This window comes from Enterobacter sp. PL_is511, assembly GCF_055816065.1.
Genome location: NZ_JBVPGP010000024.1, coordinates 714,929 through 733,370, shown reverse-complemented (window position 1 = coordinate 733,370; position 18,442 = coordinate 714,929). Strand labels below are relative to the sequence as shown.

Sequence of the window (18,442 nt, the reverse complement as noted above, 5' to 3'; positions counted from 1 at the left end):
TGTGATTAAACGCCTCTTTATTTTACTGTTATTAAGCCTGTGGGCCGGCCAGACGCTGGCGGGCGCCCCCGCGGGACGAAACTCCAGCGTTGGGATCAGCTTCGATCGTATGGCACCGCCTGCGCGTTTTGACATCTGGTTTCATGAATCGGGTGGTTATGACCCCGCCGATCCTCAAAAGTGGGGACGTAACACCCTGACCTGTGAGTCCCGGACTGACACCACGAACGGCGCCTGCATGAACGCCCCGGTCTGGTGGACGAGTAACCCGGCCGCACCCTATGCCATCAATTTACGTTTTACGCATGCCCTCACCAGCAAGACGGTGGATATCAAGGTGTATGGCGATCATTACATATTTATCAAAAACATAGTGTTTACCTCTGCCAGCTTCGTAGCAAGGGGATCGGACACAATCGCTGACTGGAACAGAGAGCCTTATTTCGATTTCTATATCGTAAAAAGCGAACTGGATAAGCTCGCCCTGCCGGGGATCTGGACCGCCACGCTGAAGCAAAACCTGCGCCAATGGGATAGCGCCGACTGCGGCGGAAACTGGGGTGACGTGAATGTCGGATGTCCGGGTTATCTCACCATCGCCAAATGGCAGGCAAATATTCGCATTGAGGTGGTCGATCCGGGTAATCAGCAGATCTATCTGCCGGCCTTTCCGCACTCCACGCCTATCGTTAACCTCAACCTGACCAACTTCCCGGGGCGCCCCGGGGGGAGCGAGATCCAGGGGGAAAACACGCTGGATATGTGCCTGTACGACGGCAAAAACAGTACCAGCACCCGCGCCTATCTTCGCTTTGAGGACGACGGACTGACGTCAGCGGACCGTGCCGAAGGCGCATTTTCTATCCGGCGGCGCGGCGGTAGCCAGACCGATGCGCGGGACCGTCTCGATTATCGGGTCTCCGTCACCAATCCAATCACAGGCGCAACCGAAACGGTCGCGAACGGTAAAACCGTGGTCTGGCAGGGCACTAACGATCCGCAGTATCTGCGTCAGGTCGTGCTGCCCGGCGGACGCGAGAGCGTACTGTGCATTCCTGCGCCAATTATCCTGAAAACGCCTGCGTTTGCTGCCAGCAGCAAAAACGCAGGCGACTATACCGGCACGCTGCGCGTTATCTATACGCCCAGCACGTTATAACGAGGTCACCGTGAGTTACGCCATTCTCGACAATAATCGATTTTACGCCGAAGGGTTGCGCTATGCGCTGCTGCGTCGGGGCGTCCAGCCAGAGGTCATAAGCGATACCGTACAATGGCAGCCAACGCTGCTTACCCGCCGCGTGGTGGTCGTCCGCTGCCGTTTTTCCGTGGCGGCGACGCATCAGGCGCTGATCAACATTTTGCTCAGGCTTGAAGCCGCCCGCTGGAAAGGCAGCCTTTATCTGGTCTGCAACGAAAAGGGGTGGGCGCTGGCGACGCATTTACGCAAGCGTTTCGGTACGCTAACGCTTTATATCATCGACGACAGGATCGCCGTTGCCGATGCGGCGTATTTGCTGGCAAAAGAGCCGCGTCGCGTTCGAAGCCTGGACTGTTGCCTGACCGTTCCTGAATTCAACGTGCTCGATCTGATGCTGACCGGGTTGCCGGTCCGCCACATTGCCATCGTGACGCACATGTCGGAGAAACAGGTTTCAACCCATAAATGCAACGCGCTGAAGAAGCTCAATGCCAACAACCTGCTTCAGCTGCTCCTGTAGGTCACGGTTTATCCTGAGCCCGCTTTTTTGCTACACTGTCGCTGATTTTTTACCTACGACAGAAGATTATGTTCATTTTTGCAGGCCAGGAAATTGAGACCGATAGCGAAGGCTATCTGAAAGATACGACGCTCTGGAGCGAACCGCTGGCGGAGAAAATTGCGGAAAACGAAGGGATTACCCTCTCCCCCGAACACTGGGAGGTGGTGCGTTTTGTCCGCGAGTTTTACCTTGAATTCAACACCTCTCCGGCCATCCGCATGCTGGTCAAGGCGATGGCCAATAAGTTCGGTGAAGAGAAAGGCAACAGCCGCTATCTCTATCGTCTGTTCCCGAAAGGCCCGGCAAAACAGGCCACCAAAATTGCCGGCCTGCCAAAACCGGTGAAGTGCATTTAGTAGCGAATACCGAAGTTCATATATTCCCGCCCGGGCTGATGCGGTTCTGTTAAGACCTTATCAACCCGTGCGCTACGCGGCCCACCCGCTTTCAGCCACGCCACCAGCTTGTCGACCTGCTCCGCTTCGCCGCAGGCGACCACCTCAACGCTGCCGTCGTCCATGTTTCGCGCGTATCCCGTTAGCCCAAGCTGAACGGCCTCGCGCTGGGTGCTGTAGCGGAACCCCACGCCCTGAACAACGCCGTGAACCCAGGCAATGGTGCAGACTTTAGACATTTTTCTTCTCCTTAACGTAGCGTTTTCGGCAAACAGCCGTAGTGCTGCCGGAAACGGGCGGTGAAACGAGAGCTGGAAAGATACCCACATTGTAATGCGATTTCGCCGATCGGTAATCGGGTTGACTGTAGCTGTGATAAAGCAACGGCCATCCTCACCTCCTCCACAATCTGGCGAAAACTCTGTGACTCCTCGCGTAACCGCCTGCGCAGCGTCGGTACGCTTAAGGCCAGACGGCTGGCGACGTCCTGCGCGCTCCAGGCTCTGGCGGGCGACAGCATAATGAACTGCCGCACCTGCTCGGTCAGGTTACTGTGTCGCTCAATAAGCAGCGGACCTGCCACGCCGTCATGCAGCAAGGCCAGCAACAGACCGAAAGCCTGATGCTTTTGCAGCGCCTCCGGTAAATCCTGACGCACGGCGTGCAGCAGGTTATCCCACATAAACGCCAGCCCCTCGCTCAGCGGCGCGCAGAGCGAATGCAACGTCGTGCGCGGCCAGGATTTCAGGTAATGCGCTTTAAACTCGGCAACGATCTCCGGAGATAACATGAGCAAGTCCGAGCGAAACATGCCGTTCGCGGGCTGATTGATAATCTCCATCACCGTATTGGCAGGGATAATGATGAGTTGATCCCGTGTCGCCTCCAGGCGGTTATCGTCCTGAACAATCACCTTACTGCCGTGAGTGATATGACAAATAGCCGGAAAGAAGAGTTTAACCTGGTGCAGGCGATGCATTTTGCTGGCAGTCACTTCACCCGCAGTAAGATGTTTATGTCGAAAATGGAACTCCTGCACCCTGTCATCCTTATCTGCTGTAGGTTGCTGTTAACTGAGCCTTTGCCAGAGTGTGACTATTAATCATAAAACCGACCAGCGCGCCGCTGGCATTTTTGTCGACGGGCAGTGTATCCACGTCCAGCGCCCAGACTGTAACCTGATAGCGATGAGGTTTATCCCCGGCGGGTGGACATGCGCCGCCGAATCCAGAATAGCCGAAATCATTGCGCCCCTGCACCACGCCGGCAGGTAATTTCTCGCCGTTCGGGTTACCGGCATCAGCGGGCAGCGTCATTGTATTCGCCGGTATATTGGCTACGGTCCAGTGCCACCAGCCACTGCCGGTGGGCGCATCAGGGTCATAGACCGTAACGGCAAAACTTTTTGTACCGGCGGGCGGATTTTTCCATGCCAGCTGGGGAGAGGTATTCCCACCATGGCAGCCAAATCCCTCAAATACCTGCTGCTGCGCCAACCGCCGATCGCCGGAAATATCCCGGCTGGTGATGCCAAAAGGCGTTGCCGCGAAAACCTGAAAACTTATCGCCGCCAGAGCGGCTATTGTGATGACACTGCGCTTTTTCATGGGTGCTTCCTCTGCTGAACTGGAGGCCCTACTGTAAAGCCTGCTGCAATGCCGTAATGTGCCTAAGCGATTCGATTTTGTGCCGAAACGCTCAACGGCATCCGCAGATGATTGCGCCTTGCTGAATGTGGTAATCTACGCGCCATTTCCCTGAAATCGACAGAACAGCAAATTATGAGTGTACGTTTAGTGTTAGCCAAAGGGCGCGAGAAATCATTACTGCGCCGTCATCCCTGGGTCTTTTCCGGCGCGGTTGCCCGTATGGAAGGCAAAGCCAGCCTCGGTGAAACCATTGATATCGTTGACCATCAGGGGAAATGGTTAGCGCGAGGCGCTTACTCGCCAGCGTCCCAAATCCGCGCGCGCGTCTGGACCTTCGATAAAGACGAAACCATCGACATCGACTTCTTCGTGCATCGTCTGCAGCAGGCGCAGCAGTGGCGTGAGTGGCTGGCAAAACGCGACGGGCTGGACAGCTACCGCCTGATTGCTGGTGAGTCCGACGGTCTGCCGGGCGTGACCATCGATCGTTTCGGTAACTTCCTGGTGCTGCAGCTCCTGAGCGCCGGAGCGGAATACCAGCGTGCCGCGCTGATTAGCGCGCTGCAAACGCTGTTCCCACAGTGCGCCATTTACGACCGCAGCGATGTGGCGGTGCGCAAAAAAGAGGGCATGGAGCTGACGCAGGGTCCGGTCACGGGTGAACTGCCGCCTGCCCTGCTGCCGATTGAAGAGCACGGCATGAAGCTGCTGGTGGATATTCAGGGCGGGCACAAAACCGGTTACTACCTCGACCAGCGCGACAGCCGTCTGGCTACGCGTCAGTACGTTGCCGACAAACGCGTGCTGAACTGCTTCTCCTATACCGGCGGTTTTGCCGTTTCGGCACTGATGGGCGGCTGTGCCCAGGTGGTGAGCGTGGACACCTCACAGGAAGCGCTCGACGTGGCAAAACAGAACGTCGAGCTGAATAAGCTGGATCTGAGCAAAGCGGAGTTTGTACGCGATGACGTGTTCAAGCTGCTGCGTAAATATCGCGATCAGGGCGAAAAGTTCGACGTTATCGTGATGGATCCGCCAAAGTTTGTGGAAAACAAAAGCCAGCTGATGGGCGCGTGCCGTGGATATAAAGATATCAACATGCTGGCTATCCAGCTGCTGAACCCGGGCGGGATTCTCCTCACCTTCTCTTGCTCAGGCCTGATGACCACAGATTTATTTCAGAAAATCATCGCCGATGCCGCAATAGATGCTGGCCGTGATGTACAATTTATAGAGCAGTTCCGTCAGGCAGCCGATCACCCCGTGATTGCTACCTACCCGGAAGGACTGTATCTGAAAGGGTTTGCCTGTCGCGTCATGTAACTTGAAAAGAGAAATATTGCCCGCACATAACGTGTAAGTCGTATTTCCCGGGAGGTGACTATGATTGCCAGCAAATTCGGTATCGGCCAGCAGGTCCGCCACACTTTGCTCGGGTATTTGGGTGTGGTCGTGGATATCGACCCGGAGTATTCCCTTGATGAACCGTCAGCAGACGAGCTGGCGGTGAATGCAGAGCTTCGCGCCGCGCCCTGGTACCATGTGGTGATGGAAGGTGATGATGGACAGCCCGTTCACACCTATCTTGCTGAAGCGCAGCTGAGCAGCGAGCTGCAGGAAGAGCATCCGGAGCAACCCACTATGGATGAACTTGCTCAGACTATCCGCAAACAGTTACAGGCTCCGCGCCTGCGGAACTAAGCGTGTAAAAAAAGCCCGATGAACGGGCTTTTTTTTATTATTTCGCCAGCCCCAGACGGGGGATGTCGATCGCCGGACAGCGATCCATGACGACGTTTAACCCCGCATCCCGCGCCAGCACCGCAGCCTGCTCGTTAATCACGCCCAGCTGCATCCACAGCGTTTTCGCCCCGACGGCGATAGCGTCCTGCGCCACTTCCCACGCCGCCTCGGAATTACGAAAGACGTCGACCATATCAATTTTTTCCGGCACGTCAGCGAGCGTGGCGTAACCCTGCTGGCCCAGTAAGGTTTTCCCCGCCACTTTTGGCGAGACCGGGATGACGTGGTAGCCCTGATCGAGAAGGTATTTCATCACCCGATAGCTTGGACGATCGGGTTTATCGCTCGCGCCCACCAGCGCAATGGTACGCGTGGATGTCAGAATCTCGGCAATATCGTTCTCTTTCATGGTTTTTCTCCTGGCTTTTTTAAAAGTGTACGCCAAACCGCACATCTCAACCATCCATCCCATACCGACGCATGAGGGCAAAACGGCGAAATATGTCTATATGTTAGTAAACATGATTCTCGAAAAATTTAGATACATTAATGCGGCGACAGGATTTCTGACGGGAGCCTTCTATGAAAACCGGTATTGCCACTGCTCTGATTGCGTTAGTGATGCCGGTCTGCGTTTTTGCGACCACGCTCCGGCTCTCTACCGATATTGATCTCCTGGTACTGGACGGAAAAAAGGTTTCCAGTTCGTTATTGCGCGGTGCGGACAGCATCGAGCTGGATAACGGGCCGCATCAGCTGGTATTCCGGGTGGAAAAATCGATCGGTCTGGCGAATCACGAGCAAAGGATGTATATCTCCCCGCCGCTGATCGTCAGCTTTAATACCCGGCAAATCAGTCAGGTCAACATTACCCTGCCTCGTATTGAAACGGAGAAAGAATCGGCGGCCTTCGACGCATCTCCCCGCATTGAACTGCTGGACGGGGATGCGATGCCGATTCCGGTGAAGCTGGATATTCTGGCGCTGACGACCTCACCAAAAGGTCCGGATTACGAGGCCGCGACCCAGACCTATAACAAAGCGGGTAAACGCGCGTCGCTTCCTCAGTTTGCCACCATGATGGCTGACGACAGTACGCTGCTTTCCGGCGTCTCTGAACTGGACGTCATTCCTCCCCAGTCACAGACCCTGACGGAACAGCGCCTAAAATTCTGGTTCCAGCAGGCCGATCCCGACACGCGGGCCCGGTTTTTACAGTGGGCAAAACAACAACCTTCATCATAAGCCACATTTTTTACGCCTTTCTCTTGCAGCGTCAGACGGTTCCCGTCATCGTGTAGGCAGTTAACCTGATGGATATGATTATGGAACTGACAACACGCACGCTACCTGAACGCAAACACATTGCGCTGGTGGCGCACGATCACTGTAAACAAATGCTGCTTAACTGGGTTCGCCGCCATCAGTCTTCGCTGGAAAAGCACGATCTGTCGGCGACCGGTACTACCGGTAACCTGATCCAGCGCGAAACGGGTCTGCAGGTGAATGCCATGCTGAGCGGCCCGATGGGCGGCGATCAGCAGGTCGGCGCGCAGATCTCCGAAGGGAAGATTGATGTGCTGATCTTCTTCTGGGACCCGCTGAACGCGGTTCCGCACGACCCGGATGTCAAAGCCCTGCTGCGTCTGGCGACGGTGTGGAATATTCCGGTGGCGACAAACCTGTCGACGGCGGATTTCATCATCGAATCGCCGCAGTTTAATTCGCCGGTTGATATCCTCATTCCGGACTATCAGCGTTATCTTTCCGACAGATTGAAGTAGCTTTTTTGCCGGGTGGCGGCTACGCCTTACCCGGCCTACAAAACCTTCCCTGACGTCGTTATGGTTTACGCGCTACCGGCACATCAATACTCTTCAGGATATCGACAAACACGGATGGCTCCTCTTTATTGAACAGCAGCCACACGCGATGGCGCGCGCGGGTGATAGCCACATACAGCAAACGCCGCTCTTCGGCATCCGGGAAGTCTTCCGGCACCGGCAGCAAGGCCTGTTCCATTACCGACTCGCGGGCCGGAGCCGGGAAACCGTCGCTGCCCTCTTTCAGCCCCATGACAATCACATAGTCGGCCTGCTGCCCTTTGCTGGCGTGAATCGTCATAAATTCAAGCTGCAGCTTCGGCCAGCGGGTGGCCGCCTTTTCCAGCGCCTCGGGTTTGAGGTGATGGTAACGCGCCAGCACCAGGATACGCTCATCGGGCTTCGCATAGCCGCTGAGCTTGTCCAGCAGCGGTTCCAGCTGATCGTCCGCCAGCAGGGTCACGGCTTTTTTATCCCCTGCCCGCAGGCTATTGAGCGGTTTTGCCAGCTGATGCGGGTTCTGCTGGATAAAGCGGTTGGCGATTTCACCAATCCGTGAATTGAAGCGGTAGGTCGTGTCCAGATCGCTGCGATCGCCTTCGCCAAAATAGTGGTGGAATGCGGTTGTCAGGGAGAGCTGCGCCCCGCTGAAGCGATAGATGGCCTGCCAGTCGTCCCCCACCGCAAACAGCGAGGTATGCTTATTTTGCGCCCGCAGCGCTGAGAGCAACGCTGCACGCTGCGGAGAGATGTCCTGGAACTCATCCACCAGAATATGCTTCCACGGGCTGACAAAACGCCCCTTCTCAAGAATGATGATGGCCTGATGGATCAGGCCGGAGAAATCAACGGCATTTTCCTCTTTCAGCGCGGTTTTCCAGGCTTTCAGTAGCGGAGCCATCAGCTTGACCCGCTTCGAAAACAGATCGCGGATCGCCTCCGGCGCGCTTTCAATCATCTCTGCCTGCGATCCACCGTGCATTCGCATCAGGCTGACCCAGCGGTCAAGTCGCGAACCCAGCCGACGCGCCAGCTTATCATCCTGCCAGAAGCTACCCTCTGGCACGTCCCAGCTGAGCTCCTCCTCCAGCCACTGACGCCACCCTTTTGCCTGCGCCTTTTTCTCACTGCACTGCTGGCGCCACGTTTTGATGAACAGCGCCTGACGCGCCTGCGCGTCGTTTTCCAGCTTACTGATGGAAGGTACTTTTTTACTGCCCTGCTGAATAATATGCAGCGCAAGGGCATGAAAGGTTCTGGCCGTGATATCCCGGGTGTGCAGGCGTTCCTGGATACGTTCGTCCATCTCCTGGGCAGCCTTGCGGCCAAAAGCCAGAAGCAGAATTTGATCGGCTACCGCTTCCCCGGTCGTCAGCAGCCAGCCGGCACGCGCCACCAGCACCGATGTTTTACCACTACCGGCCCCCGCCAGCACCAGCAGCGACTGCTCGCCGTTGACCACCGCGCGCGCCTGGGCCGGATTGAGCGGTGACGATTCCACCGTACTGAAAAAGTCGGCATATTGGGTGAGCATGGCGTCCGTCCAGGCCTGATTATGGGCGAGACGGCTTTTATCCTTATCATTCAGCCAGGCCTGACACTGGCGCCAGGCGTCGCGACAGTTGTCAAACTCGTCGAGACGCGTCACGGAGAGCGGCAGCGCCGAGAGTGCCTGTCGGATCTTTTGCTGCAGCCCGGCGGTCTGCTGACGGGTCAGCCACGCGTGTTGCGCGTTGCTTTGCGCGATATCGTCCAGCACCTGCTGGAGCACCTGGGCGGCAATCACGCTCATATCCTGGCTCCACTGCTGCCAGAGCGCGTTCAGGTGATGGTGGAAACGCTGAGTTTCCGCCCACTCGGTGCCGTGAAGACGCACGACTTTATCGTCAGGGAGAACGAACTCCAGCTCGCCCCACACCAGCCCGCGTTTGCAGTGGATAGCCAGAAGCTGATTAAACGGAATAAGGTATTCGTGGCGTTCCCCGGAGACTTTCACCCCGGCATTAAGGAGAACAACCCTGTCGTAAGGGTGTTGCGCCAGGCGTTTGCCTAACGACGTTGCTTTCAGTTCCATGTTCCGCCAAATCCACGAAGAGATAATTTACCTGACAGTTTAACTGCCAGTTTTAAGGTGCTCCAGCCTAAAAAAACGTTACAATCATTGGGCGTTAATTTTATCGAAAGGAAGTGAGGGTTTATGCGTACCGTTCTGAATGTGTTGAATTTTGTGCTGGGCGGTTTTGCCACCACCCTTTCCTGGCTTTTTGCCACGCTGGTGAGCATCGTCCTGATTTTCACGCTTCCCCTGACCCGTTCCTGCTGGGAAATCACGAAACTCTCCTTAATCCCCTACGGGAATGAAGCCATCCACGTTGACGAGCTGAATCCGGAGAACAAAAACGCCCTGATGAATACGGGCGGAACCCTGCTGAACATTCTGTGGCTCATTTTCTTCGGCTGGTGGCTGTGCATCATGCATATTTTTGCCGGTATTGCACAGTGCATCACGATTATTGGTATTCCGGTGGGGATCGCGAACTTTAAGATCGCCGCTATCGCCCTTTGGCCCGTCGGTCGCAGGGTTGTTCCGGTAGAAGTGGCCCAGGCGGCGCGTGAAGCAAACGCTCGTCGTCGTTTTCAGTAAATAAGGACTGGCCGCGTTTATGCTAAGCCCACTGCTTCGCCGTTATACCTGGAACAGCACCTGGCTTTATAACGTCAGGATATTCATCGCGCTTTGCGGCACGGTTGCTCTGCCCTGGTGGCTGAATGATGTCAAACTCACTATTCCGCTCACGCTGGGAGTGGTGGCCGGGGCGCTGGCGGACCTGGACGATCGTCTGGCCGGGCGTTTGCGTAATCTGGTTATTACGCTTGTCTGCTTTTTTATTGCGTCAGCGTCCGTTGAGCTGCTTTTCCCGTGGCCCTGGCTGTTTGCCCTGGGTCTTACCCTCTCAACCAGCGGGTTTATTTTGCTGGGTGGCCTTGGGCAGCGCTATGCCACCATCGCTTTTGGTGCATTGCTGATCGCCATCTACACCATGCTGGGCGTTTCCCTGTACGACCAGTGGTACCAGCAGCCGGTTCTGCTGTTGCTGGGCGCCATCTGGTATAACCTGCTGACGCTAACCGGTCATCTGATCTTCCCGGTTCGCCCTCTGCAGGATAACCTTGCCCGCAGCTTTGAGCAGTTAGCCCACTATCTGGAACTGAAATCCCGGCTGTTCGACCCGGATATCGAGGAAGAAAGCCAGGCTCCGCTCTACGATCTGGCGCTGGCAAACGGCCAGCTGGTTGCCACCCTTAACCAGACAAAAGCCTCTCTGCTGACCCGTCTGCGCGGCGATCGCGGTCAGCGCGGAACGCGAAGGACCTTACACTACTATTTTGCCGCCCAGGATATTCATGAACGTGCGAGCTCCTCGCACGTTCAGTATGCCGCCCTGCGCGAGAGGTTCCGCTACAGCGACGTGATGTTCCGCTTCCAGCGCCTGCTCTCCATGCAGTCTCAGGCGTGTCAGCGGCTCTCGCGCTCCATTCTGCTGCGCACGCCCTATCAGCATGATCCCCGCTTTGAACGCGTATTCAGCCACCTTGATGCGGCGCTCGACCGCGTTCAGGCCAGCGGAACGTCACCGGAACACATCAAAGCGCTGGGCTTTCTGCTGAACAACCTGCGGGCTATTGATGCACAGCTGGCAACCATTGAGTCCGAACAGGCGATGGCACTGCCGGGCAGTGAGGTGGAAAACCAGCTTGCTGATGACAGCGTGCACGGCGTTAGCGATATGTGGCTACGCCTGAGCCGCAACTTTACGCCGGAGTCGGCTCTCTTTCGCCACGCGGTGAGAATGTCGCTGGTGCTGTGCGTGGGGTATGCCTTTATCCAGATAACCGGGCTGCACCACGGCTACTGGATCCTGCTCACCAGCCTGTTTGTCTGCCAGCCGAACTATAACGCCACCCGACATCGTCTTGCGCTGCGTATTATCGGTACGCTGGTTGGCGTCGCGATCGGCCTTCCGGTGCTCTATTTCGTGCCTTCCGTCGAAGGTCAATTGATTCTGATCGTGATCACCGGCGTGCTGTTCTTCGCGTTTCGCAACGTGCAGTATGCCCACGCCACCATGTTCATCACGCTGCTGGTGCTGCTCTGCTTTAACCTGCTGGGTGAAGGCTTTGAAGTCGCCCTGCCCCGCGTGATCGATACCCTGATTGGCTGCGCAATTGCCTGGGCCGCGGTCAGCTTTATCTGGCCGGACTGGCGTTTCCGTAATTTACCGCGCGTGGTCGACAGGGCGATGAATGCCAACTGTCGATACCTTGACGCTATCCTGGAGCAGTACCACCAGGGGCGCGATAACCGCCTGGCTTACCGGATAGCACGTCGTGATGCGCACAACAGTGATGCAGAACTGGCCTCCGTTGTCTCTAACATGTCAACGGAGCCTCGCGCCACGGCGGAAATTCGTGAGACTGCGTTCCGCCTGCTCTGCCTGAACCATACGTTTACCAGCTATATTTCGACGCTGGGTGCCCACCGTGAGAAGCTCACCAACCCGGGTATTCTCAACCTGCTCGATGACGCCGTCTGTTATGTCGATGACGCGCTTCATCACCGCCCAGCCGATGAGCCACGCGTGCAACAGGCGCTGAATGAACTGGCGCAACGCATTGCGCATCTTGACCCGGGAAACGACAGCAAAGCGCCGCTGGTTCTTCAGCAGATAGGCCTGCTTATCGCTCTGCTGCCTGAAATTTGCCGGCTGCAACAGCAAATCGCTACCTGGAGGAGTGATTCTCCTGTGGCTCAGGCAGCGCATTAAACCACTCCGTCAGCTCCCGGCGAATGCCTGCCGGGAGTGCCGCCTCATGCAGCCCTTCAATAGCCCCTTCGAGCGCGAAGAGGACTTTAATACTGAGCGCTTTATTTTTCGCCCGCATCTTCAGCCAGCTGGCTCTGGCACCCAGCGCCCGGAGTGTTTCTTCATTGGTAATACCGGCTTCAAAAAGCAAGACTTCAAGCTGAAAGGTCAGGTTTGGCAGATCCTTGAGTCGGTTTCGTTGATGGCGCTGATAGCGCTCTTTTCTTGCCGCACTGAGCGCAAACGAGGAGAGCTGAAGCAACCGCTCCCTGTCCTGCCATAATCCGTCATCCACACGATAATAGTTGAGCAGCACCGGGCGGCCTCGCTTCATCAATGTCAAAAATGAGGAGGCATTCTTTACGCAGTATTTCGCACTCTCCTCACAAGCCCGAAGATAAAGCTCGCCATCAGACACCATGGCAAAAACCGCATCATCCACCGCCAGGGTGTAGCCTCCAAACAGCGCACGATGATGAATCTCACCCAACGGGGAGAGGTATTCCTGGGATTTATAAATCCGTTCATAAGATATCTTTTTCATGATATTTCCCTTCAAAATCATAAAATAACAACGAAATTTCTTACTAGCGGATCCGTTAGCAGGAAAATAGGCAACTTATCGCCGTTGAGCAAGATGATTTTTCCAGGGGCATCAAGATTGAATGAATTTTGCGAGTCGCTTTCCGAAAATGAGGTTGATCTTTATGCATACAGGGGTTACTGTATATCCATACAGTAACTACAGGGCTGGAATGAATATGCACACTTCAGGCTATGCAAATCGCGCAATCTCTCTCTCTTCTGCCGCAGGCAATGTCGCGCAGAATTCCGTCGAGCGTGTTTCCACAGGGCTTATCAGTGAAGTGGTGTATCGTGAAGACCAGCCCCTGTTGACGCAACTTCTGCTGTTGCCGTTATTACAACAGCTTGGTCAGCAATCGCGCTGGCAGCTTTGGCTCACGCCTCAACAAAAACTGAGCCGTGAGTGGGTTCAGTCCGCTGGCCTTCCGCTGACCAAGGTCATGCAGATTAATCAGCTCTCGCCGTGCGATACCGTTGAGTCGATGATCCGCGCGTTACGCACCGGAAATTACAGCGTGGTAATTGGATGGTTACCCGAAGAATTGACGGAAGAGGAACATTTCCGTCTGACTGAAGCCGCTGAAGAAGGGAGTGCGATCGGGTTCATTATGCGTCCGGTTCGATCGGATTCTTACCGCAGAGGACAACTTTCTGGGCTAAAAATTCACTCAAATTTGTATCATTGAGTGAAATTAAGATTTTTCCTGGAATTTTTTTCGACCACAAGATGGCATTAAAGTTCCCGGTCTGAAAATTGCGGCAAGGCTTGTCTGGTGCGGTTCTCCTTCATTTTATTGCACAAAATTCGTTCTAAAAATGTTAAATAATCGGTATACGGAACTTTTTTTTTCATATGCCTGACAGACTTCACACTTGTAAGTTTTCAGCTACGTTGTAGACTTTACATCGCCAGGGGTGCTCGGCCTAAGCCGAAGATATCGGTAGATTTATATTTGACCACGCCCCCCGGTGAAGGATTTAACCGTGATTCTCTCTTGAGACTTTCATGGCGAATTTTGGATGATAACGAGGCGCAAAAAATGAAAAAGACAGCTATCGCGATTGCAGTGGCACTGGCTGGCTTCGCTACCGTAGCGCAGGCCGCTCCGAAAGATAATACCTGGTATGCAGGTGGTAAACTGGGCTGGTCTCAGTTCCACGACACCGGCTGGTACAACAAAGACCTGAACAACGATGGCCCGACTCACGAGAGCCAGCTTGGTGCAGGTGCGTTCGGTGGCTATCAGGTTAACCCGTATGTTGGTTTTGAAATGGGTTACGACTGGTTAGGTCGTATGCCATACAAAGGCGACACCGTAAACGGCGCTTTCAAAGCACAGGGCGTTCAGCTGACCGCTAAACTGGGTTACCCAGTAACTGACGATCTGGACGTGTACACCCGTCTGGGCGGCATGGTATGGCGCGCTGACTCCAGCAACAACCAGGTTGGTAGCGACCATGACACCGGTGTTTCCCCAGTATTCGCTGGTGGCGTTGAGTGGGCTATGACCCGTGACATCGCTACCCGTCTGGAATACCAGTGGGTTAACAACATCGGCGACGGCAACACCGTTGGTGTTCGTCCAGACAACGGCATGCTGAGCGTAGGTGTTTCCTACCGTTTCGGCCAGCAGGAAGAAGCAGCACCAGTTGTTGCTCCAGCGCCGGCTCCAGCTCCAGAAGTACAGACCAAGCACTTCACTCTGAAGTCTGACGTTCTGTTCAACTTCAACAAAGCAACTCTGAAACCAGAAGGTCAGCAGGCACTGGATCAGCTGTACTCTCAGCTGAGCAACCTGGATCCTAAAGACGGTTCTGTAGTGGTTCTGGGCTTCACCGACCGTATCGGTTCTGACGCTTACAACCAGAAACTGTCTGAGAAACGTGCTCAGTCTGTTGTTGATTACCTGATCTCTAAAGGTATCCCAGCTAACAAGATCTCCCCACGTGGTATGGGCGAATCTAACCCAGTTACTGGCAACACCTGTGACAACGTGAAAGCTCGCGCTGCACTGATCGACTGCCTGGCTCCAGATCGTCGCGTAGAGATCGAAGTTAAAGGCATCAAAGACGTTGTAACTCAGCCAGCGGCATAAGTTATCGTCTTATAAAAAAACCCCGCCATGCGGGGTTTTTTATTGTCTGAAGAAAAGTAAAAAAATCTACTTTTTACCCAACAGCGCCTGAAGGTCGTTCTTCAGCGTCGACATCTGGTTGGCGTACTTCTCTTTATGTTCGGCATCCTCAATCAACTGCACGATGGTTTCCGAAAGCGTTTTACCCCGTCGTTGTGCCAGCCCAGCCAGACGTTGCCAGACAACGAACTCCAGGTCGATTGATTTTTTTCGAGTGTGCTGATGCTCAGCATTAAAATGCCGTTTGCGTCGCGCACGGATAGTTTGCTTCATCCGGTTTAACAAGGCAGGATTGATGTGTTTCTCAATCCAGCCGTTAACCTGTACCGGTTCATTTTCGAGGGTCAGCAAAATATCCACGGCTTCTTGTGCAGCGCTGGCTTCGATGTAGCAGGTGATCAGCTCCCCTTCACGGTGCTTTTTGACCAGGTACTTCCATTTCCAGCCGCTTTCGAGATTTTCCAGTTGTTGATATTTCATTGCGATCTCAGTGTTACCACGTAACTCTGTTCAGAATATCAGTTTTTTAGCAATCTGCTGAAAAGAAATCATATCCTGTGAGTGAATGCAGCCAATCACCCTGTCGAAATCCCCAATCCTGCTTGGGTACAGCCCCCCGCTTACGGTATACTCCACGCTTTTACATCTGACTAAAAAACATCAACTTTGACCATTACGAAACTTGCATGGCGTGACCTTGTTCCGGATACCGAAAGTTATCAGGAACTGTTTGCACAGCCCGAACTCGCAAAAGAACACGAATTCATCCTTAGCGATACGCAGCCCCGTTTGCATTACGCGCTGGAGCAGGTCTTAAGCCCATGGGCAACTGCGCCTTTCATGCTGCTCAAAGCCCCGGAAGAAGCGGAATACCTGACGTTGTTCGGGGATGCCGTGCGTCAGTTAAAGCCGGAAGCGAACGCCGTTTTTGGCGGCCAGTATCGTATCGCGGGACATGATGTCACTTTCGAACCGGCGGCACAGGCCGACGGCCATTTTGCCGCTAAGGGCGAGGTGATTACCGCTAACTGGGTTGAGGCTGAACAACTTTTTGGTTGTCTGCGCCAGTTTAACGGCGAGCTTTCGCTGCAGCCTGGGCTGGTACATCGCGCAAATGGCGGTGTTCTGATCATTTCACTGCGCACCCTGCTCTCGCAGCCGCTGCTGTGGATGCGTCTGAAAACCATCGTGCACCAGCAGCGTTTCGACTGGGTCGGCTACGATGAGTCTCGTCCTCTGCCCGTCTCTGTTCCCTCTATGCCGCTGTCGCTGACCGTCGTGCTGACGGGCGACCGTGAATCGCTGGCGGACTTCCAGGAAATGGAGCCGGAACTGGCTGAGCAGGCCGTGTATAGCGAATACGAAGACAACATCCAGATTGCTGACGCCGACGATATGGCGCAGTGGTGCCAGTGGGTGATGGCTGTAGCAGAACGTTTTGCGCTGCCAACGCCTGCGGCTGACGCGTGGCCAGGCCTGATCCGCGAAGCGGTGCGCTATACCGGTGACCAGGAAACGCTGCCACTCTGCCCGCTCTGGATCGGCAAGCAGTTGCGTGAAGTGGGTGTGATTAGCGGTGACGGGGCGTTCACCGGCGAACAGCTCACTCAGATGCTGGCTCAGCGTGAGTGGCGAGAAGGCTATCTTGCTGACCGCATGCAGGATGAAATTCTGCTCGAACAAATTCTGGTGGAAACCGAAGGCGAACGCGTCGGGCAGATTAACGCCCTGTCTGTGATTGAATTTCCAGGCCATCCGCGCGCATTCGGGGAGCCGTCCCGTATCAGCTGCGTTGTGCACATTGGCGATGGCGAGTTTACCGATATTGAACGGAAAGCCGAGCTGGGCGGCAACATACACGCCAAAGGCATGATGATCATGCAGGCGTTTTTGATGTCAGAGCTGCAGCTTGAGCAACAGATCCCCTTCTCCGCCTCGCTGACGTTTGAGCAGTCCTACAGCGAAGTGGATGGCGACAGCGCCTCTATGGCCGAGCTGTGCGCCTTAATCAGCGCCCTGGCGGAAGTGCCCATCAATCAGAACATCGCGATCACCGGTTCGGTGGATCAATTTGGTCGTGCGCAGCCTGTGGGTGGCCTCAACGAGAAAATTGAAGGCTTCTTCTCTATCTGTCAGCAGCGCGGTTTAAACGGCAAGCAGGGTGTGATTATTCCGGCTCCCAACGCACGCCATTTAAGCCTCAGTCAGGAGATCCTGGATGCGGTTGAACAAGAGCAGTTCGCTATCTGGGCCATCGAAGGGATTGAGGATGCACTACCCTTACTGACAAACCTGGTATGGGACGGCGAAGGGCAAACCACCCTGATGCAGACTATCCAGGAGCGTATTGCTCAGGCGACACAGCAGGATGCTCGTCATCGTTATCCATGGCCGTTACGCTGGCTGGGCTGGTTTAGTTCGAACTGATCGGACTTGTTCAGCGTACACGTGTTAGCTATCCTGCGTCCTTCACTAAAATAAGGCTTACTGAGAACATGGTAGATAAACGCGAATCCTATACAAAAGAAGATCTTCTTGCCTCTGGTCGCGGTGAACTGTTTGGCGCGAAAGGCCCACAGTTACCGGCCCCGAACATGCTGATGATGGACCGTGTCGTGAAAATGACCGAAACCGGCGGCAACTTCGATAAGGGTTACGTAGAAGCAGAACTCGATATCAACCCGGACCTGTGGTTCTTCGGTTGCCACTTTATCGGCGATCCGGTAATGCCTGGCTGTCTGGGTCTGGATGCGATGTGGCAGCTGGTTGGCTTCTATCTGGGCTGGCTGGGTGGTGAAGGTAAAGGCCGCGCGCTGGGCGTAGGCGAAGTAAAATTCACCGGCCAGGTTCTGCCTACAGCGAAGAAAGTGACCTATCGTATTCACTTCAAGCGCATCGTTAACCGCCGCCTGATTATGGGCCTGGCAGATGGCGAAGTGCTGGTCGACGGTCGTCTGATCTATAGCGCAAGCGACCTGAAGGTTGGCCTGTTCCAGGACACGTCCGCGTTCTGATCGTGCTTTTTGCACCCCCGGAAAGGCGAAACCTCCGCATTGCGGAGGTTTCTTTTTTAAAAGAGACGTTATCAGGCTATGAGTGCCCTGTCGCCGATGGCTTCTCGCCAGCCTCCAAGCCATTGTGACCTTTGATTTATCGTCTGATAAGGACACATTTCTTTAGAACGTCCAGCGATGCCGGCCTGATAACCACGTTGATGAGCCCGTTCCAGGCGATCTCGTTTCTGTCTCTTCATGCCTCGTTTCCCTCATTCTTTTGTCTGGTGGAAAGAAAACAGTGTCTGCACTCAATGTACAGGCACAGATAACGAATACCCCGAATTAGCCCCATCGTCAATGTTCAAAATTCATACGGGTGTCATATTTGTGAGCTACCTGGAAGTTCATTTGTACAAAAATTGTGACGCAGCACAAGTAACAAACTGAAGTGAAAACGAAAAAAAAACCGCAATCAGCGAGAGGCCAAC

At 54.8% G+C, this 18,442-nt stretch carries 21 protein-coding genes; 13 read left to right on the top strand and 8 right to left on the bottom strand.

Annotated features, from left to right (window positions below; genetic code table 11):
* Position 1: 1 nt before the first annotated feature.
* The 3 genes from AC0TN7_RS18850 to tusE all read left to right on the top strand — a co-directional run bounded on the left by AC0TN7_RS18850 (position 2) and on the right by tusE (position 2,119).
* Positions 2–1,159, top strand: coding sequence for a CfaE/CblD family pilus tip adhesin (locus AC0TN7_RS18850; RefSeq protein WP_417927173.1), 1,158 nt, complete (start codon positions 2–4; stop codon positions 1,157–1,159).
* Between the two features lie 10 nt (positions 1,160–1,169).
* Positions 1,170–1,721, top strand: coding sequence for a LuxR C-terminal-related transcriptional regulator (locus AC0TN7_RS18845; protein WP_023617861.1), 552 nt, complete (start codon positions 1,170–1,172; stop codon positions 1,719–1,721).
* Between the two features lie 68 nt (positions 1,722–1,789).
* Positions 1,790–2,119: a sulfurtransferase TusE gene (gene tusE / locus AC0TN7_RS18840; protein WP_008499913.1), complete on the top strand. Its 330-nt coding sequence runs from the start codon at positions 1,790–1,792 to the stop codon at positions 2,117–2,119.
* On the opposite strand, the gene yccX is transcribed toward tusE, so the two are convergent.
* From yccX to AC0TN7_RS18825, 3 genes are read right to left on the bottom strand one after another with little or no spacing between them, the layout of a single operon-like run.
* Positions 2,116–2,397 (bottom strand): acylphosphatase, encoded by a 282-nt coding sequence (gene yccX, locus AC0TN7_RS18835; RefSeq protein ID WP_024907755.1) that lies wholly within the window; start codon positions 2,395–2,397, stop codon positions 2,116–2,118. The genes tusE and yccX overlap by 4 nt on opposite strands.
* 11 nt (positions 2,398–2,408) lie before the next feature.
* Complete coding sequence (locus tag AC0TN7_RS18830) at positions 2,409–3,197, bottom strand: AraC family transcriptional regulator (protein WP_032649118.1); 789 nt, start codon at positions 3,195–3,197, stop codon at positions 2,409–2,411.
* A 10-nt stretch (positions 3,198–3,207) separates the two neighbouring features.
* Entirely contained in the window at positions 3,208–3,765 is a 558-nt protein-coding gene (locus AC0TN7_RS18825) for a kinase inhibitor (RefSeq protein ID WP_248273072.1), read from the bottom strand.
* 174 nt (positions 3,766–3,939) lie between these two features.
* On the opposite strand from AC0TN7_RS18825, the gene rlmI reads away from it, so the two are divergent.
* Both rlmI and hspQ read left to right on the top strand, forming a co-directional pair.
* Positions 3,940–5,130: a 23S rRNA (cytosine(1962)-C(5))-methyltransferase RlmI gene (gene rlmI, locus AC0TN7_RS18820; protein ID WP_248163791.1), complete on the top strand. Its 1,191-nt coding sequence runs from the start codon at positions 3,940–3,942 to the stop codon at positions 5,128–5,130.
* A gap of 60 nt (positions 5,131–5,190) precedes the next feature.
* Positions 5,191–5,508: a heat shock protein HspQ gene (gene hspQ / locus AC0TN7_RS18815; protein ID WP_008499919.1), complete on the top strand. Its 318-nt coding sequence runs from the start codon at positions 5,191–5,193 to the stop codon at positions 5,506–5,508.
* 37 nt (positions 5,509–5,545) lie between these two features.
* Here hspQ and AC0TN7_RS18810 read toward each other — a convergent pair whose 3' ends face one another.
* Positions 5,546–5,959, bottom strand: a complete 414-nt coding sequence (locus AC0TN7_RS18810; RefSeq protein ID WP_008499920.1) for a CoA-binding protein — start codon at positions 5,957–5,959, stop codon at positions 5,546–5,548.
* A gap of 173 nt (positions 5,960–6,132) precedes the next feature.
* Between AC0TN7_RS18810 and csgI the strand changes: the two genes are divergently transcribed.
* Positions 6,133–6,795, top strand: coding sequence for a curli synthesis inhibitor (csgI, locus tag AC0TN7_RS18805; RefSeq protein WP_061715624.1), 663 nt, complete (start codon positions 6,133–6,135; stop codon positions 6,793–6,795).
* An 80-nt stretch (positions 6,796–6,875) separates the two neighbouring features.
* Positions 6,876–7,334, top strand: coding sequence for a methylglyoxal synthase (gene mgsA / locus AC0TN7_RS18800; protein WP_024907760.1), 459 nt, complete (start codon positions 6,876–6,878; stop codon positions 7,332–7,334).
* Between the two features lie 58 nt (positions 7,335–7,392).
* On the opposite strand, the gene helD is transcribed toward mgsA, so the two are convergent.
* Positions 7,393–9,447 (bottom strand): DNA helicase IV, encoded by a 2,055-nt coding sequence (helD, locus tag AC0TN7_RS18795; RefSeq protein WP_024907761.1) that lies wholly within the window; start codon positions 9,445–9,447, stop codon positions 7,393–7,395.
* A gap of 123 nt (positions 9,448–9,570) precedes the next feature.
* On the opposite strand from helD, the gene AC0TN7_RS18790 reads away from it, so the two are divergent.
* Positions 9,571–10,017 carry a YccF domain-containing protein gene (locus AC0TN7_RS18790; protein WP_032649128.1) on the top strand — a complete coding sequence of 149 codons (447 nt, stop codon included), beginning with the start codon at positions 9,571–9,573 and terminating at the stop codon, positions 10,015–10,017.
* A 19-nt stretch (positions 10,018–10,036) separates the two neighbouring features.
* Positions 10,037–12,199, top strand: coding sequence for a YccS family putative transporter (gene yccS / locus AC0TN7_RS18785; RefSeq protein ID WP_157188863.1), 2,163 nt, complete (start codon positions 10,037–10,039; stop codon positions 12,197–12,199).
* On the opposite strand, the gene AC0TN7_RS18780 is transcribed toward yccS, so the two are convergent.
* Positions 12,156–12,782, bottom strand: a complete 627-nt coding sequence (locus tag AC0TN7_RS18780; RefSeq protein WP_023311030.1) for a TfoX/Sxy family DNA transformation protein — start codon at positions 12,780–12,782, stop codon at positions 12,156–12,158. The genes yccS and AC0TN7_RS18780 overlap by 44 nt on opposite strands.
* Before the next feature lie 217 nt (positions 12,783–12,999).
* Between AC0TN7_RS18780 and sulA the strand changes: the two genes are divergently transcribed.
* Entirely contained in the window at positions 13,000–13,509 is a 510-nt protein-coding gene (gene sulA / locus AC0TN7_RS18775) for an SOS-induced cell division inhibitor SulA (protein ID WP_024907764.1), read from the top strand.
* 354 nt (positions 13,510–13,863) lie between these two features.
* Entirely contained in the window at positions 13,864–14,919 is a 1,056-nt protein-coding gene (ompA, locus tag AC0TN7_RS18770; RefSeq protein WP_024907765.1) for a porin OmpA, read from the top strand.
* 66 nt (positions 14,920–14,985) lie between these two features.
* Here the strand turns inward: ompA and matP are convergent, their stop codons facing one another.
* Entirely contained in the window at positions 14,986–15,438 is a 453-nt protein-coding gene (gene matP / locus AC0TN7_RS18765; RefSeq protein WP_008499929.1) for a macrodomain Ter protein MatP, read from the bottom strand.
* A gap of 186 nt (positions 15,439–15,624) precedes the next feature.
* On the opposite strand from matP, the gene AC0TN7_RS18760 reads away from it, so the two are divergent.
* Both AC0TN7_RS18760 and fabA read left to right on the top strand, forming a co-directional pair.
* Positions 15,625–17,385 carry an AAA family ATPase gene (locus AC0TN7_RS18760; protein ID WP_024907766.1) on the top strand — a complete coding sequence of 587 codons (1,761 nt, stop codon included), beginning with the start codon at positions 15,625–15,627 and terminating at the stop codon, positions 17,383–17,385.
* A 68-nt stretch (positions 17,386–17,453) separates the two neighbouring features.
* Positions 17,454–17,972 (top strand): 3-hydroxyacyl-[acyl-carrier-protein] dehydratase FabA, encoded by a 519-nt coding sequence (gene fabA / locus AC0TN7_RS18755; protein WP_008499931.1) that lies wholly within the window; start codon positions 17,454–17,456, stop codon positions 17,970–17,972.
* 71 nt (positions 17,973–18,043) lie between these two features.
* Here the strand turns inward: fabA and rmf are convergent, their stop codons facing one another.
* Positions 18,044–18,211 carry a ribosome modulation factor gene (gene rmf, locus AC0TN7_RS18750; protein ID WP_013097261.1) on the bottom strand — a complete coding sequence of 56 codons (168 nt, stop codon included), beginning with the start codon at positions 18,209–18,211 and terminating at the stop codon, positions 18,044–18,046.
* Between the last annotated feature and the right edge of the window lie 231 nt (positions 18,212–18,442).

Bases quoted from the DNA above. Each gene is read 5' to 3' on its own strand.
- fabA (WP_008499931.1), top strand. From the start codon at position 17,454: ATGGTAGATAAACGCGAATCCTATACAAAAGAAGATCTTCTTGCCTCT.
- AC0TN7_RS18780 (WP_023311030.1), bottom strand. From the start codon at position 12,782: ATGAAAAAGATATCTTATGAACGGATTTATAAATCCCAGGAATACCTC.
- yccX (WP_024907755.1), bottom strand. From the start codon at position 2,397: ATGTCTAAAGTCTGCACCATTGCCTGGGTTCACGGCGTTGTTCAGGGC.
- tusE (WP_008499913.1), top strand. From the start codon at position 1,790: ATGTTCATTTTTGCAGGCCAGGAAATTGAGACCGATAGCGAAGGCTAT.
- yccS (WP_157188863.1), top strand. From the start codon at position 10,037: ATGCTAAGCCCACTGCTTCGCCGTTATACCTGGAACAGCACCTGGCTT.
- AC0TN7_RS18825 (WP_248273072.1), bottom strand. From the start codon at position 3,765: ATGAAAAAGCGCAGTGTCATCACAATAGCCGCTCTGGCGGCGATAAGT.
- rmf (WP_013097261.1), bottom strand. From the start codon at position 18,211: ATGAAGAGACAGAAACGAGATCGCCTGGAACGGGCTCATCAACGTGGT.
- matP (WP_008499929.1), bottom strand. From the start codon at position 15,438: ATGAAATATCAACAACTGGAAAATCTCGAAAGCGGCTGGAAATGGAAG.
- helD (WP_024907761.1), bottom strand. From the start codon at position 9,447: ATGGAACTGAAAGCAACGTCGTTAGGCAAACGCCTGGCGCAACACCCT.
- AC0TN7_RS18790 (WP_032649128.1), top strand. From the start codon at position 9,571: ATGCGTACCGTTCTGAATGTGTTGAATTTTGTGCTGGGCGGTTTTGCC.
- AC0TN7_RS18810 (WP_008499920.1), bottom strand. From the start codon at position 5,959: ATGAAAGAGAACGATATTGCCGAGATTCTGACATCCACGCGTACCATT.
- rlmI (WP_248163791.1), top strand. From the start codon at position 3,940: ATGAGTGTACGTTTAGTGTTAGCCAAAGGGCGCGAGAAATCATTACTG.
- csgI (WP_061715624.1), top strand. From the start codon at position 6,133: ATGAAAACCGGTATTGCCACTGCTCTGATTGCGTTAGTGATGCCGGTC.
- mgsA (WP_024907760.1), top strand. From the start codon at position 6,876: ATGGAACTGACAACACGCACGCTACCTGAACGCAAACACATTGCGCTG.
- hspQ (WP_008499919.1), top strand. From the start codon at position 5,191: ATGATTGCCAGCAAATTCGGTATCGGCCAGCAGGTCCGCCACACTTTG.
- sulA (WP_024907764.1), top strand. From the start codon at position 13,000: ATGCACACTTCAGGCTATGCAAATCGCGCAATCTCTCTCTCTTCTGCC.
- ompA (WP_024907765.1), top strand. From the start codon at position 13,864: ATGAAAAAGACAGCTATCGCGATTGCAGTGGCACTGGCTGGCTTCGCT.